At 56.4% G+C, this 15,100-nt stretch carries 13 protein-coding genes, 1 tRNA gene and 1 other RNA gene; 8 read left to right on the forward strand and 7 right to left on the reverse strand.

Annotated elements, in window-relative coordinates:
• The first annotated feature begins 71 nt into the window (after positions 1-71).
• Positions 72-869, forward strand: a complete 798-nt coding sequence (locus NY78_RS00840; RefSeq protein WP_043630543.1) for an undecaprenyl-diphosphate phosphatase — start codon at positions 72-74, stop codon at positions 867-869.
• 71 nt (positions 870-940) lie between these two features.
• Positions 941-1,017: transfer RNA gene (locus NY78_RS00845), tRNA-Met, on the forward strand.
• Between the two features lie 408 nt (positions 1,018-1,425).
• On the opposite strand, the gene NY78_RS00850 is transcribed toward NY78_RS00845, so the two are convergent.
• Positions 1,426-1,713, reverse strand: coding sequence for a YciI family protein (locus NY78_RS00850; protein ID WP_043630545.1), 288 nt, complete (start codon positions 1,711-1,713; stop codon positions 1,426-1,428).
• A gap of 99 nt (positions 1,714-1,812) precedes the next feature.
• Here NY78_RS00850 and NY78_RS00855 point away from each other — a divergent pair, with 99 nt between their 5' ends.
• Positions 1,813-2,280, forward strand: a complete 468-nt coding sequence (locus NY78_RS00855; protein ID WP_043630547.1) for a Crp/Fnr family transcriptional regulator — start codon at positions 1,813-1,815, stop codon at positions 2,278-2,280.
• Positions 2,281-2,443: 163 nt separating this feature from the next.
• Here the strand turns inward: NY78_RS00855 and NY78_RS00860 are convergent, their stop codons facing one another.
• Positions 2,444-4,351, reverse strand: coding sequence for a methyl-accepting chemotaxis protein (locus tag NY78_RS00860; RefSeq protein ID WP_231583668.1), 1,908 nt, complete (start codon positions 4,349-4,351; stop codon positions 2,444-2,446).
• Positions 4,352-4,947: 596 nt separating this feature from the next.
• Between NY78_RS00860 and NY78_RS00865 the strand changes: the two genes are divergently transcribed.
• From NY78_RS00865 to NY78_RS00870, 3 genes are all read left to right on the forward strand, one after another.
• Entirely contained in the window at positions 4,948-5,193 is a 246-nt protein-coding gene (locus NY78_RS00865; protein ID WP_043630551.1) for a hypothetical protein, read from the forward strand.
• A gap of 51 nt (positions 5,194-5,244) precedes the next feature.
• Positions 5,245-5,603: a transfer-messenger RNA gene (gene ssrA / locus NY78_RS23410) on the forward strand.
• A 500-nt stretch (positions 5,604-6,103) separates the two neighbouring features.
• Positions 6,104-6,829 (forward strand): potassium-transporting ATPase subunit KdpA, encoded by a 726-nt coding sequence (locus tag NY78_RS00870; RefSeq protein ID WP_231583669.1) that lies wholly within the window; start codon positions 6,104-6,106, stop codon positions 6,827-6,829.
• Here NY78_RS00870 and modA read toward each other — a convergent pair.
• The 5 genes from modA to NY78_RS00895 form a co-directional block, all read right to left on the reverse strand.
• Entirely contained in the window at positions 6,752-7,534 is a 783-nt protein-coding gene (modA, locus tag NY78_RS00875; RefSeq protein WP_043630556.1) for a molybdate ABC transporter substrate-binding protein, read from the reverse strand. The two genes, NY78_RS00870 and modA, sit on opposite strands and share 78 nt — an antisense overlap.
• Positions 7,535-7,550: 16 nt before the next feature.
• Positions 7,551-8,552 carry a GGDEF domain-containing protein gene (locus tag NY78_RS00880; RefSeq protein WP_043630558.1) on the reverse strand — a complete coding sequence of 334 codons (1,002 nt, stop codon included), beginning with the start codon at positions 8,550-8,552 and terminating at the stop codon, positions 7,551-7,553.
• Positions 8,549-9,007 (reverse strand): response regulator, encoded by a 459-nt coding sequence (locus tag NY78_RS00885; RefSeq protein WP_156180815.1) that lies wholly within the window; start codon positions 9,005-9,007, stop codon positions 8,549-8,551. Before NY78_RS00885 ends, NY78_RS00880 begins: the two co-directional genes overlap by 4 nt.
• Positions 9,004-10,839, reverse strand: a complete 1,836-nt coding sequence (locus NY78_RS00890; RefSeq protein WP_231583671.1) for a sensor histidine kinase — start codon at positions 10,837-10,839, stop codon at positions 9,004-9,006. The genes NY78_RS00885 and NY78_RS00890 overlap by 4 nt, the downstream gene beginning before the upstream one ends.
• A 495-nt stretch (positions 10,840-11,334) precedes the next feature.
• Positions 11,335-11,832, reverse strand: coding sequence for a hypothetical protein (locus NY78_RS00895; protein WP_156180817.1), 498 nt, complete (start codon positions 11,830-11,832; stop codon positions 11,335-11,337).
• A gap of 521 nt (positions 11,833-12,353) precedes the next feature.
• Between NY78_RS00895 and NY78_RS00900 the strand changes: the two genes are divergently transcribed.
• The gene (locus NY78_RS00900) at positions 12,354-12,917 is read left to right on the forward strand and encodes a hypothetical protein (protein ID WP_231583673.1); all 564 of its coding nucleotides are present in this window, start codon (positions 12,354-12,356) and stop codon (positions 12,915-12,917) included.
• Positions 12,918-14,139: 1,222 nt separating this feature from the next.
• Positions 14,140-15,090 carry a hydrogenase small subunit gene (locus tag NY78_RS00905; protein WP_082139835.1) on the forward strand — a complete coding sequence of 317 codons (951 nt, stop codon included), beginning with the start codon at positions 14,140-14,142 and terminating at the stop codon, positions 15,088-15,090.
• Positions 15,091-15,100: the final 10 nt, after the last annotated feature.

A 15,100-nucleotide genomic window follows, 5' to 3' on the forward strand; every position in this document is an offset into this window, starting at 1 on the left:
GGCCGGGTTGCAACTTGCCCGGCCATTGGGTAGACCCGCCTCGAAATTCCGCCGCAGGAGACCGCTTCCCCATGACTGAATCCCTTGCCGCCGTTGTCCTTGGCCTCGTGGAAGGCGTGACCGAATTCCTTCCCGTTTCTTCCACAGGTCACCTAATTCTTGTTGGGCATCTTATCGGTTTTACAGGTGAAAAAGCCGACAGTTTCGACATCATCATCCAACTCGGGGCCATCCTGGCCGTGGTGTGCCTGTATTGGCGACGTTTCTGGTGGCTGGTCTCGCCCAAGCCCCTGCATGCCTTTTCCGGGCTGCGCGGCCTCTGGATGTTGTTTCTGACCTCGCTTCCGGCCGGCATCGTCGGCCTGCTCGCCCGAAAGACCATCAAGACCCATTTGTTTGGCCCGACCACCGTGGCCCTGGCCCTGGCCGTCGGAGCGCTCATGATTTTCTGGGTCGAACGGCGCAAAAAGCGCGACCGCTTCTATTCCCTCGATGAAATGACGCCCCGGTTGGCCCTTGGCATCGGCTGTTTCCAGTGTCTGTCGCTGTGGCCCGGTTTTTCGCGTTCGGCCGCCACCATCATGGGCGGCATGCTCCTTGGGGCCAAGCGGGGGCTGGCTGCGGAATATTCGTTTATTGCCGCTGTCCCGCTCATGTTTGCGGCCACGCTCTACGATTTCTACAAGAGTGCCGATCTGTTTTCGGCCGATGACCTGGGCATTTTGGCCATCGGTTTTGTCGTGTCCTTTGTGGCGGCCCTGGCGGCGGTGAAAGGCTTTATCGTGCTGGTCAAACGGGTGTCGTTGCGGCCCTTTGCCTGGTACCGGCTGGCCCTGGCCGCAGCGGTGTTTTTTTTATGGCCGAAATAGCAGGTCAAAAAAAAGCTTGCCAAGCCCGATAGGATTATATAAGTACCCGCTTCTGCACAGCATGACGGTTTGGCGAGGTAGCTCAGTTGGTTAGAGCATGCGGCTCATATCCGCAGTGTCGGGGGTTCAATTCCCTCCCTCGCTACCAATAAGATCAAGGGTTTAGACGAAAGTCTAAGCCCTTTTTTTATTTCCCTGCATTATTTTATGATTAGTGGGCCACAAGTGGGCCAAATCAGTTGGCGTGGTGGCCCGGTCCGCTCCCTGCGCGTGAAGAAAACGGCCCCATTACGGGGCCGTTTCAGACTGCAGACAAAGTCCCGGCTGATTGCCGCCGGGCCTTTGTCTTTCCTTGGTCCCCTGGGGCTGGGACTGGCCCAAGAAAGGCCTGTCCCCGGGCCGTGGCTCCCGGATCAGGAAAACCTCGCCAACGTCTCGCGCCCACGCCATGCACTCGGCGTGACAGCCCGAATGTCCGGGAACGGCGCGGGCGATCTTCATTTCCGGTTTTGCGCCCGTGCCAGCCCTCTCCCCGGATTCATCCCAAGCGTCCTTGTCAATCGAGCAAGGCTGACAGTTGCGGGGCCACTTTACCCGGTATGAATTCGATGATTTCGTAGTTGGCTGCGCCTTCGCGGGCAAAGGGATCATCAGCCAAAATGGTTTCCAAAATGGACCGGCTCTCGGCCCGGGCCAGGATCACACCGCCGGTACGCGGTTCCTGACGCCCGGACGCCAGAAAAACACCGCGGGCAAACGTATCTTCCAAATAGCGAAAATGGGCCTCAAGCAGTGCATCAATGACCTCCAAAGGTTTTTGGTAGGTCAAAATCACGAGGAACATGGACTGTCTCCTTTTCCTTCATAGGACATTCGTATAACAAATCCAGGGGATGAACGGCAACATGCCCCCTGACCACAATGAGCCCCGGAGGATCGGCCCATGGAAGCAAGCGACCTTGACGACATCGCCACCCTGCTCGACAGCCTGAAACTCGGCGCAACCCTTGGTTGGGAGGATGTTCGTAACATTGCCGGGTATATGCAGGTCAAGAGCTTCCCGGCCGGCACCACGATCATTCAGGAAGGCCGCAAGGCTTCTTCTCTGGCCTTTATCGAGTCGGGCGTGGTCACCATCCAGAAAGAAGAAGCCGGGGGATCGGAACGCCATATCATCGACCTGAGTCGAGACGCCGTCATAGGGGAGGTTGCCTTTTTCGACAGTGAACCGCGCTCGGCCACAGTGGTGGCCAAAACTGACGTTCGCCTGCTCATCCTTACCCGGGAGCGTTTTAATGACCTGGCCGCAAGCAACCCGGCCCTGGCCATCAATATCCTCTTTTATATCGGCCGGGTGCTCAGCCGCCGCTTGCGTCAGGTGACGGGCCGCTTCGTTGGCCTGCTGGCCTGAATGTAGTTCTTGCTTCTTTTGATCTCACCCTGTCGGATGCCATGCCTTTTCCACTGCCTTTAGGCCTCTGCTTTGGCGACGGACAGGTTCTCCATAAAAAATGCCCGCTCCATGCCTTGCTGCAGCAAGACAGGAAGCGGGCGTTTGAGCAAACGGCGCGCGTTCAGGCCGGCAGGGCCGCCTGCCCGTCCTCCAGACCGGAAATGACAGTTTCGAGATCTCGGGCCTGTCCAGCCAGCGCGGTCACAGCCTGGGACGAGGCGATCATGGCCGCTGCCGTCTGGTTGGAGATGCGGCTAATTTCCTCGGCGGACTGGCGAATCTGCTCAGTCGTCGCTGACTGCTCTTCGGCAGCAGCGGCCATGGAACGGATCTGATCCGAAGTGCGTGAGACAATGCCCACGATTTCCTGAAGCATCACCCCGGAGGCATTGGCCTTGTCCGTGCCGGCAGCAATGGCCCGGCTGGTTTCGTCGGTCTTGGCGCTGTTCTTGCGCACACTCTGTTGCATGGTGGTGATAAATCCAGCCACGTCCTTGGTTGCGGCCATGGTTTTTTCAGCGAGCTTTCGCACCTCGTCGGCAACTACGGCGAAACCGCGTCCCGCCTCCCCAGCCCGGGCTGCCTCAATCGCGGCATTGAGGGCCAGAAGGTTGGTCTGATCGGCGATATCGGCAATGACCCCCATGATCTTGCCAATACCGTCAGCCTGACCGCCAAGGTCGTCCATGTCCCGGCGCAATTCCTCGGCCAATTGGTTGACATGGCGAATGGACAGCACCACCTCGGAGACCATGTCCGCTCCAGCCGTGGCCTTGCCCCGGGCGTCATCAGCCAGGGATGCGGCAGCCGAGGCGTTTTTGGCCACCTCCATGACTGCGTCGTTCATGGCATCCATGGCCAGCGCCGTCTCGCCGATGCGCTCCTTTTGAGCAGAGGCGCCCTGCTCTACACTGTCCACCTGCCGGGCCAAGGCTTCGGTCTCCTGGGCGAGGGTATCAGCAATGGATTTGGCCTCCTGGGCCGTCGTCAGCATCCGGTCAGTCTGCTCACGCATAACAATCTCATTGCGGCGCAATTCCGAATAATCGGCATACACGCACAGTGCCCCCATGAGCTTGCCGTTAATTGCATTATACAAAACCGTGGCGTCAATCAGGACATTTCGCATATTGCCTTTGCGGGAAATGAGCTCCACTTCTTTGCGTATTTGTCTATTCTCGGCCATGGCCAGCCCAAGGACCGTCTTGCGCCCGGCATCGCCGTAAAAGAATTCAGCCACATTGCGTCCGTAATAGTCTTCCGGCCGGCCGGTTAGCTCAAGGAGTTGCATAAGAGTGTCGTTGGTCAAACGCAGATTCTCAACGGTGTCCACCACCACGAACGGGGTGGCCATCCCGGCCACGATGCCCTGATAGTAGCCCAGGGAATCTTCGAGATGACGCACCATGGCCTGCAACGAGCCGCTTATGGCTTCAAACTCTCGCGGTAACCCGGTTCTCGGGCGTGAGGTAAAATCCCCGGTGGCGATAGAGCTGGCATACGTGATAAGCGCCTCGGCCCCACCGGACACGCCGCGAATGAGCCAGGCAATCAAAGCCATCAGCAAGAGGACAGACAATACAGCCATACCTAGAAAGAGTCGAAAGACGGAGGCTTCTCCGGCCTTAATGGCATCGAGATTGGCTTTTGACACTTTGACCTGTACGTCAATAGCCTCCTGGACGGTCTTTTTCACGGATCGCCACAGTGGCGTTTCCTCGGAATTAAGCAACTGCACTGCCTTGGCCGTATCACCGGCAGTGGCCATGTCCATCAGTTTACGTTTGAGCAGGTGACTGGCATCCCAGTTCGGCAGCAGACTGTTCAGGGTGGAGGCCATGCTGCCCGTTGCCAGGGCTGACGCAGCAGCCAAGGCTTCCCGAAATTCTTTGTCGGCGTGGGTATAATTATCGCGCGCTTTCTGGTCAGTCGGGTTGAGAATGACGTTACGAGTCGCTTGTTCAGTCTGAAGGCCTTGGGCATAGACATCCTGAAGATGGTAGAGCAACGGTCCGTCGACAGTGCTCACATTCTCCAGGTAGCCAAGCATTCTGCTTTGTTGTATATATAAGAGAGTAAGAGTCAGACTCGCCCCGATGAGACTGGCAACACCAAGGGTCATCAAGAGTGCTTTCAAACTTAACCTATTCATTAATCTCCTCCTGACTGTCCACTGGACAGCAAATGCCAAAGGCGTCATTTGCACGCGCCGATCTTGCACAACATGTCGGAAAAACGACAACTATGTTTCATCCGTGTATTTTTGTCATAGATTATAGCCAATCTATTGGCAACAAACATGTCTTTTGAGAAAATCATCACAATATTTCGTATTTCAAGCAGTTCCCTGCTCTGGATATTGTGATATTTTGAACAATCAGCATAATGATGGACATGCTCCAGGTGGCGACAGGCTCAATATCAATCTGCTCTTGCCTATTCTTCAGAAGTGGCCATGGCGGAATTTTCCCTGTAAAAAATGCTTTCCGTGCCGCTTCGCACGCGATAAGGAAAAAGAAACTTGTTCGATGATGATCGAAAATTTTCGATCCAAGCTGCCGTATTTCAGCCGCATGCCCAGTCGGCGAGCCTGGCCGAACAGGACGATGCCAAGGAGTTGCCCCTATGCGCCGAATTGTTCCCCTGCTGTTTTTGGCCCTGTTTTTGGCCAGCGGTTGCACCCGTCCGCCCTATGCCAAACCCGGGGCAGAGCTCTCTGCCGTGGAAGACGACTACACAGATTGTTACAGCAAGGCCTCGCTTTCGGTGAATACGCCGCCATTCCCGGATCGCCCCTTGTCCGTGGTTGACAGCGATGCCGATGCCTGCATGAAGGATCGGGGCTACGCATCCAAAATCCGGATGTTTTAGGGCCTCTCCCCCTTGCGCTTCGGGGGAAAAGCGTTACATTGATGTTTCGACGGGGGTGCCCTGGTTTCGACGGGGATAGTGAAGCCCTGGTTGCAGGCCGAGGTGCCGCGAGGCCTCGTAAAACACGCGGCAACTGGTTAACTGCCAACGATTACGACTACGCTCTGGCTGCTTAATTGACAGTCAGCGTTCCATCAGTTGACGCCTGATATGCTGGACCGGAACGCCAAACCCCATCAGGCTGGCGCGAACCCTCGTCCGTTGGGGTAAGCTCGAGACAATAGACGGACTGGCCGGAGGCGGCCCGGCCGAAAGGCCTGCCCGAGGCGAGATTGTTTTTCGGTCTAAGCCTGTAGACGCCTGGAGTGGAGCATTCTCGGACGGGGGTTCGATTCCCCCCACCTCCACCAACCACCCCATCGACACCGTCCGTTACGGTTCAAAAAATCAAAAATTTCAGCCAAGAAGCCGGTCCGCCAGGGCCGGCTTCTTCCGTTTTGGGCCGTTGATATCCACGCTCGCCTTGAGACGTTCCTTGAGGAACAGGTTATGGACACTCTCCGCATCTCCTGGTCCACACCTTCCAAATGCTTGCTCTCGTATTCTCCATAGTCTCCAGGAACGTCGCGGTGTCAAAATATCGGACTCAACCTGCCGGTATTGTATGACTCTGCAACGGCCTCCTTGTTTTGACTCTGTCAGGGGTGCTCCGAAGATCGCCGGAGACTCGCCGGCCCTTTTGCTTTCCTGAATGCCTTCGCGCTCTCAACTCCAGACTGGCTATGTTGGAGTTGTTCCACGGCCTGACCACACGGGGCTTCCTTGCCTCCTTCGACAAGGGCGGCGGCTATTACAACACCAATTCCGCCCATCCTTTTACAATCCCACGCCACTGACCAATTTATTAGAAATGCTGTCCATTCTACTCTTCCCAGCGGCCTTCCGGCACACCTTCAGGGCGATGATCGGCGACCGGCGACAGGGGCAGGCCGTGCTCGCAGCCATGGCCATCCTCTTTGCCGGCTTCTCATATCTGACCCTGGCCGCCGAGTCCGTCCCCCACCCGGCTCTGGCCGGCATCGGCGTGGTTTCAACCCCGAGTCTTGAGGGCACTGAGATGCGCTTCGGCACGGCCTGTCCGGCCCTGTGGGCCGCCGCCACCAACGCCTCCAATGGCACGGTCAACGCCATGCACGACAGTTTCATGCCCGTGGGCGGTCTGTATCCCATGCAGCTCATGCAGCTTGGCAAAGCGGTCTTCGGCGGCGCTGGCTCGGGACTCTACGGCTTGCCGGTCTCAGCCATGGTGGCGGTCTTCGTGGCCGAGCTCAGATTGCTCAAGGAAATGTGGGGCAGAAGACACAGCCAAGGGCAGGAGCATTCCGTGCGCATCCACGTCCACAAGTTGCGCCAGAAAATTGAACAGGACCCGGCGCGCCCCCGGTATCTCCATACGGCAGCCGGCGTTGGCTACCTGTTTTTGGGAACTGTCTCGGGCGGACTTCAATGCGGCAATGGACCTGTATTGTTCGTGTGCATATATATGCGCCAATGGCGGCTAGTTTTTATTCGGAGCTGCGTCCAACTGCTTAAATCCACATTGACGCATGATAGCCTGCCCGGCGCTGCTTTGTAAAAACGTGAGGAACGCCCGGGCAGCCTCCTGGTGCACGCATGATTTCAGCAAGGCAACTGGGTAAATAATGGGATTGTGTCCGGTCATATTTGCCACAACCCGGACCTTCCGGCTGGCGAGACGGGCATCCGTGGCGTAGACAAAGGCCGCGTCGACCTCGCCCAAGGCGACATAGTCAAGCGCCTGCTTGACGGAAAGGCCATAGACCATCTTAGCCTCAAGTTGTTGCCACAGGCCGGCTTTCACCAAAACCTGTTTGGTATAGCTGCCGGCCGGCACGGCGTCTGGTTCGCCGAGGGCCACCCGCCCCACCCGGGGGTTAGCGAGATCAGACAGACTGTTGATGTCGACGGCATCGATTGGCACAACCAGCATTAGGTCGTTGCCTGTGAAATCGACGCGGCTGGCCTCGTCGATAAATCCGGCCTTCTGCGCCCTGTCCATGGTTTCCCGATCCGCCGGCACAAAAACGTCAACAGGCGCGCCTGCTTCGATTTGTTGCAACAGCTGTCCCGAACCGGCGAAATTGGCGAAGACCTGCCATTGCGGATTGGCGTTTTCAAAGGCAGTTTTGATTTCCGCCATGGCGTTGATGAGACTGGCTGCTCCGGAAACGATCAGCTCTTCGGCGGCGACGGTGCGGCAAACGCCCAGGCAGATCAAACAACTTAGGCAGATCAGCGAGGACAAGTGCTTGAGGGGCATATGGCGTCCTGTGCAGTCAGGCAATACGGGGATAGGGATGCGCGATGGCGCGGTGGCTCGTCTGCCTGGCGTGCTCCTGTCCTTCCTTGGAATGCCCGGGGTCGGCAAGGCAGCCGGCAGGTGGTTGCCGGTGCAGGGCTGAACGATGGGACCGTGTGCGTTTTTCCGCATACATTCTGGCGTCAGCGCAGGAAACCAGATCGTCGAGGGCTCTGGCGCAATCGAGTTCCAGGCTGGATACGCCAACGCTTGCCGCCAGCGGATACGGCCGGCCGGCGCTGTTGTTGAAGACAGCCATGTTGTGCAGCAGACGCTCTTTGGGTTCGATAACTTCAAGATGCGTTTCCTGCAGGCCGAACACAGCGAATTCGTCGCCGCCAAGACGGGCCACGACATCGCCTTCCCGAAAGGTCTCTCGCAAGACTTGCGCCATGTCCTTGAGCATACGGTCTCCTTCTTTATGACCGAGGCCGTCGTTAACCTTTTTCATGCCGTCCAGGTCCGCGTAGAGCAGGAAAGCGCCCCGCACCAGTCGCTGGGCAGACTTGAACATCTGGCCGGCCAGGGCCAGAAAACCGCGTCGATTGAACAGGCCGGTCAGTTCGTCGGACAGGGCCGCGCCGGCGAGCTCCCGGTAGATCTGGTGGCGTTCGATGGCATGCAGGATGGCCCGAAAAAGGATTCTCCCGTCAAAGCTGCCTTTGACGATGAAATCCTGGGCTCCCTCGCGCACGGCCATGGTCGAGATCTCCTTGTCGTCGAGACCCGAGAGAACGATGATGGGAATATCCGGAAATTGGAGCCGGAGTGTCGTGAAGGTCGTCAGACCCGTGGAGTCGGGCAGATTGAGATCAAGCAGCGCCACGTCGGCGCCGTTGTCCTCCAGAACTTTTACGCCATGCTCAAGCAGCGAGACGTGTTCGAGAATGAAGGCATGGTCCGCGTCGTCTTCGAGATAGGCCCGCACCAGTTCCGCATCCCCGTAGTCGTCTTCGATCAGCAATATCCGCAGTGTCATGAGCAGACACCGCAGGCAGCGTCTCGGGGCGGCAACTTGGCCAGGCGCAGCCAGAAGCTTTCGACGCTTTTGATCATGAACTCAAAATCGTCCAGCCCAAACGGTTTTGTCAGGTAGCAGTTCGCCCCGAGATCGTAGCTGGCTTCAATGTCGCAGGGTGCGTCAGAGGTGCTCAAAATGAGCACGGGTATGGTTCGCAAGGCTTTGTCGCTTTTAAGGGCCTGCAGGACTTCCCGGCCGTCCATGAGCGGCATGTTGAGATCAAGCAAAATGAGATCAGGCCGTCGGACGTCCACATAGGCTCCTTCCCGGCGCAAAAAACGCATGCCTTTCTCGCCGTCAGGAACGTGATCAATGGCGACATCGAAGGCTGCGTCCTGAAACACTTCACAGATGACTTCCGCGTCCCCTGCGTCGTCTTCCATAAGCAGGATGCGGAGTGCTGCATTTTTCACGCGGGGACATCCTCTGCATCGGGCAAGGTGAAATAGAAGGTGGAACCCCGGCCCTCTTCGGACTCCACCCAGATGCGTCCGCCATGGCGTTCGGCGATGCGTTTGCAAAATGACAGGCCGATGCCTGCGCCCTGCTGCTCCCGGTCGGCCTGGAGACGCTGGAACATGCGAAATATCCGTTCATGGTGCTGCGGGGCGATGCCTGGTCCATTGTCCCCGACCGAGACGACCCAGGCTCCGTCCCGGTGTGTCGCTGCTACGCGAATGGCCGGGGCGGCTATGCTTCGATATTTGATGGCGTTGCCAATCAGATTTTGGAAAAGTTGGCAGAGCTGGGTTGCATCCGCCGTAACCACGGGCAAGGGTTCACGGACAATGGCGGCGTCGTTTTCTTCAATGGGGAACTGGAGATTGTCCAGGGCCGCATCAAGGGGGACATTGAGATCAACAGGGGTAAAGGTCTTGCCTCGAGTGCCTATGCGGGAATAATCCAACAGATGGGTGATAAGCTGGCTCATGCGCCTGGCCCCATCGACCATATAGTCCATATACCGCAGCCCGTTGGCATCGAGTTGTCCGGCGCAGCGTTTGTTGAGCAGATCGGCAAAGCTTGTGATCTTGCGCAGTGGTTCCTGCAAGTCATGCGAGGCCACGTAAGCGAATTGCTCCAAATCTTTGTTGGAATTCTCCAATGCAACAGTCTTTTTTTCTAGATCGATCTGACGTTCTTCCAATCCCTGGGCCATGTGGTTAAACGCCCGTCTCAGACGCTCCAATTCCAGGGCTTGGCCGGTCCCGGCCAGACGCACGGCGAATTCCCCCCGGCCAATAGCCTCGGCCGCGTTGACCATGGAAGTGATTGGCCGCACAAGCAGTCTGGACCCCAGCGTCCAGGCGACGCCAAGACCGACGACGCCGACCAGGGCCAACCACATGGCCTGTTCATGCAGCAGTTTTGTAGAGGCCGCATAGGCCTCTTCCAGAGGGATTTCGACGAACACCGTGGGTGAATTGGCCAGATCAGGCAACAGCAAGTCGAACCCGACGAGCTTGGGTTGGCCCATAAGGCCGGTTGTTTCGGCACTGCCACGCTGTTTTCCCAACACGATGCGGCCGAGTGGGGACGCGGCGAGGGTGGCTCCCAGGGAAACGGAGGCGTCGGGAAGAAGGGACAGCAAAGTGCCTTGCGACGATAACACGCCAACAACACCGTTTATCGGCAGGAGGGCGGCAGCGGACTGGGACAGGGCTTCCAGGGTCATGCTCGCGGCGACAACGGCTTTGACCTCCCCGTCCCAGCCGAGGGCTGGGCAGGCCACGGTCATCATCGCTTGTCCATCGGGGGCCAGGGAGAACGGTTCGCTGACGCAGGCCTTTGATTGGGTGACCGATTTAAACCAGCCCCGGGCGGCATAGGTCGCCGTCCCCATCGGCGTATGCTCGGGCGGAAACAAGTCCCCGGCATCGGGCGCCGCCTGGCCGATCGGTTCGCCAGTGACCGAAACGGCCAGGATATTGGCCAGCCCCGCGCCTGATTGGGCCTTGAGTTGCGAGAAAAGCTGCGAACAGCCCTTGGGATCGATGACGCGGACGACGGTTGTCGCGGCCAGCGTCTCGACAAGGCGTCGCACGGCGTCATAGTGCACTTTTTGTCTGGCGGCCAGATTCTGGGCGCGCTGCAAGGCTTCCACCTGGGCTTCGCCCCTGGCGTGGGCGCGCAGGGTCAGACCGTGATAAAGGGCCAGTCCCAATGCCGGCAGGATCGCCAAAAGCACGAGCCCCATAAGAGTGGCGCGAAGCCCCCGCAGGAGGTTAGGATGATCTGCCGTCATGTGCTGGGACATTTTCCCTGAATACAACTTTGGGATCTATCGCTCGCACCCGGGCATGCGCCTCGGTATAAGAGGGTCACCGCAGCCGCAATCCCGTTGGAGGCAGGACGGAAAAACAGTCACAGAATGGATGCGTCGATGCAGTACTGTTTAGACGAACTCGATGTCCTTGTAAACAACTGAAATAACGTACACTTTTTTACAAATATCCGTGATTGTCGTGTCATTTGGCTCCGCCCTGATTGGCGTTGAGGAAAAAGGCAGTCGTCCAGTTGCTCTGAAGGCACCTGCCAGGACACTGTCCGGGGAACCGATTATCAGACCACGGCAAAACGGATAACAGACATTGAAACGGCCCCATGCCGCGACCAGACGGGTGCCCGTTCCAGGCTCGAAGTTCCCCAGGCCCCTTTGACAGACATCTCCAATGACAATCGCAAACCAAAATAAAAAATTCTCTACCAGCGAAAAGAATGCTTTCCAGACACCATCCTGTCATTGCTTTGCTATTATATCGTTCCAATATTGAAGTCGCTCATATTTGTTCTGTATAATATAACCACACATATGCGCACGCTCTCGTATAAATTTATTTGCATAGTCATCATTAAGCTTGTTTGGATCCAAAAACTTGACAAGCATTGATTTATATCTCGCCTCGATGTACTTTGGAGACATCACTTCTTTCGCAGCACTTAGAAATTCATTTACTCTTAAAGAAGACATTTTCTGTGTTTTTATATCATCAAACTGTATGGCCAACACGCCTGTTATCTTTGCTGCAACAGCGCATTCGCAAAGCTCATCAACAAATTTACTCCTGGCCTCAACTTTTATTTTTTTTGAGGCCAATATTTGTCTTTGATCGTTCTCTTTAAGAGCCTCTGCATTTTCCAATGGCAGCTGTATAAAAATAACAAAAATCAAGAATGTCACAATTACTTTGCATGGCTTCATAGCATATCCTTTTATTTCCTCAATATACTTTCGCACAGTTACTCTTCCATTGTATCGTACGTCAACCTCCTGGCCCGCCCGCTCTTCCAGCTACCGCCTGAACCAATAATCCAGGCTCCAATCCCGCGCTCTTGCCACCTGGCCGGCTTGTGCCGCATCCCGAAAACTTGGTAGCATGCATACACAGGAGACCACCATGGAATAATTATACCATTTAAAAAGCACGCATTTTTCAAAGAACGCCGCTTCCGCTAAGCGGCGCTACGGGGCCAGGGCCAAAACGGCCACAAGAATCCCTTGCATGACGTGGCTGGCAGCAACGTGGATGGTCATGGCATCCGGGCAGCGATTCTTCAAGAGCGCCGGACCGAAGGCAAGAATGAGACCGAATTGCCCCTATCCGGTTTTTTGGATTCTGGCCCAAGCGTTAAAGAACTACCAGCCGTCCCCATGGCGCGCACACTCTTGCCCGCCACCCATGACTTTCGCGAATGGCGCCCGCTGTCTTGCCTGGGTTCCTCCAAATTTCTTGATAAGACAGGATGAATGGGAGTATCGTGATTGCCATAAAACCTGTTCTCGAAACATCAAGCCAAAGGCCGCCCACCATGGTAAAATCACGTTTTCTGCCTGCCCTGCCCGCTCTCGGCTCCCTCTCGCTCGGACTGTGTTTATCACTTCTGCTGGCGTGCGCCTTGTACGCGGTTCCTGGCCACGCGCTGGCTGGTGAGCTTGGAAAACCCACCGGACATGTGGTCATGGAATTTGGTCAGGGCGGATTCATTCTCAGCGCCTCTGGCGGCAAGGGGACGTTGACCTTCAATGGGCGCAGATACCCCTTCAAGGTCGGCGGTATGGGAGTCGGGGGACTTGGCGTATCGAAAATCACTGCATCCGGAGAAGTCTACGGGCTGAAACGAATGGAGGATTTCCCGGGCGGCTATCTGCAGGCTCGCGCCGGTTATGCTGCTGTCGAGGGCAAAGGCGTTCAGTGGCTTGAAAATTCCAATGGTGTCGTCATGAAGCTGCGCTCGACCAGCAAAGGCTTGTCGCTCAATCTTGGTGCGGACGGGCTGAAGATCGAAATGGGTCACATCACAAAGAGCAAGACGAATAATTAACGAATGAAGTTGGCGAGTTGTGTTTCCTCACAAAGAATGTCGAGCGAATGTGACTCCACGTCATTGCTGCACAGGGAGATGCAATCAAAAATTGTGGGCATACCGCCCAAAAAAAGATTGACGCTCCCTGTGCTGCTCACGGGTCTGGCTTGATTCACACGCTATTCCCAGACAGCAGATCTGCCGATTTCCAGCGCGGGCGGACGCACTGACGACACCCAAACATGAATGCATCACAGGCATTCAATGCTGCAACGAAGGCCCCCCAAAAACAGGTTGGACAGATTCCAGGTCGGGCATTTCATTAATTCTCCGAGACCTCAAGGTTTTCGCCCGTTTGCCTCCCAGATGTTTCGCCCTGGATCATGACGCCGCCGAGCCAGGACATTTTGGCCTTCAAATTCCTGACGGCCTCCTCCCTTTCCATACACTCTTTTGCGTGTCCACGGCTGCCCCTGCGCCGTCTGGAGACAGGCCGTGCGCTACGCCTTGGCCTCTGGCTCACTTTTCGCACTGTAAGCGACTTCCTTGAAGGAATTTTACTGTGTCTTAACAGCAGATTGGCAGCATCATCGACTTCAAAATAGTCCCTCCCCCCTTGCCGAGCAATGAAAGGAAATTATTTCCCTACTTGGCTGGCTTAAAATTTGCTACTAAATCAGTAGACTTTTCCGGAGCACCCGGGGAACAGGCCACCAGGGCTCCAATATGGCCCAACCGCCTGTGACATGAGGAGATTTTCGGCAGAGTGCAGGAAGACGTAGCGCAGCCCAAGGCAACAGAATCCACAAAGTGTGGTTTCTCTCCAGTCTCCCAATGCTACGCCCCCCCTAAAAGCGTGGAACGCCTTGGGGGATGCCTCCGGCAGTGACCTGTGGACACCCTCATGTTGATTGCAAACAGAGCGTGCCATGACACCCTGCCCTTCTCAAGATGTCTGTCTCGTCTAGCCTGCAGTGGGAAGACTGAGGGGAAATTAATACATACTATTAACTATCTTCTGAAATAATATTCACTTCGGATTTAGAAAAATGAAGCTGCTTCTTGACTAGGGTTGCATAGAAATTGTTTGCAGTGCAAACGATTAGCAAAATGTGCCTTAAATTCATATGTCTTAGGTATGGAATAGGTATCCATCCGATACCATTAGTGACCCCAGGAGCGCAGCGCGTCCGAATGCTTCAGGGCGGAACCACCGAAAAATTGCACGCCGGAGGTATGCATGAAAATTGATAATTTGATCGCCACACCGGAGGACGCCCCCACCCCCGCCGGCATGTCCAGACGTTCATTCCTCAAATTCTGCACCGCCGTGGCCGTGACCATGGGACTGGGCCTGGACGGAGCCGTGACCGTGGCCCGAGCCCTGGCCGGATCGCGTCCGCCAGTTATCTGGCTCAATTTCTCCGAGTGCACTGGATGCAGCGAATCCTTCTTGCGCATGACCAGTCCTTATCCCGAAGACCTCATGTTCAACACCATCTCCCTGGACTACCAGGAGACCATCATGGCTGCCGCCGGTCTGGCCGCCAGTGGCCACCGCGACTCGGTGGTGGATGCCAACCCGGGCCAGTTTTTCGCCATCGTCGAAGGTTCCATTCCCACAGCCGCAGGCGGCGTCTACGGGACTGTCGGCGGAGAGACCATGCTGTCTGTGGCCCAGCGTATCCTGCCCAAGGCCAAGGCGGTCATCGCCTACGGCAACTGTGCCGCCTTCGGTGGTCTGGCTGCGGCCGCGCCCAACCCGACCGGGGCCAAGGGCGTCTCCGACGCCGTGTCCCTTGGCAGCGTGCCTGTGGTCAACATTCCCGGTTGCGCGCCCAACCCCTACAATCTGGCCGGCGTCATCGTAAACTATTTGCTCAAAGGCACCCTGCCGGCCCTCGATTCCAAGAAACGCCCGACGTTTGCCTATGGAAAACGCGTCCATGAGTGCCAAAAACCCCACGGCTGTCTTCTCGACTATGGTTGCAAAGGACCGAAAACGTATCACAATTGCAAGACGATCAAATACAATGAAGGGACTTCCTGGGACATTCAGGCCTGCGCCCACTGCATCGGCTGCACCGAACCAAACTTCTGGGACGCCTTCAAGCCCTTTTATACTTCGTCTTTTGTAACAGACTTCGCCTCAAAGTACGGGGCGATCAAATTCATCCCCGGCGACGATTAATACACAAGGA

Origin of the sequence: Desulfovibrio sp. TomC (genome assembly GCF_000801335.2) — a bacterium.
Lineage (GTDB): Bacteria > Desulfobacterota > Desulfovibrionia > Desulfovibrionales > Desulfovibrionaceae > Solidesulfovibrio.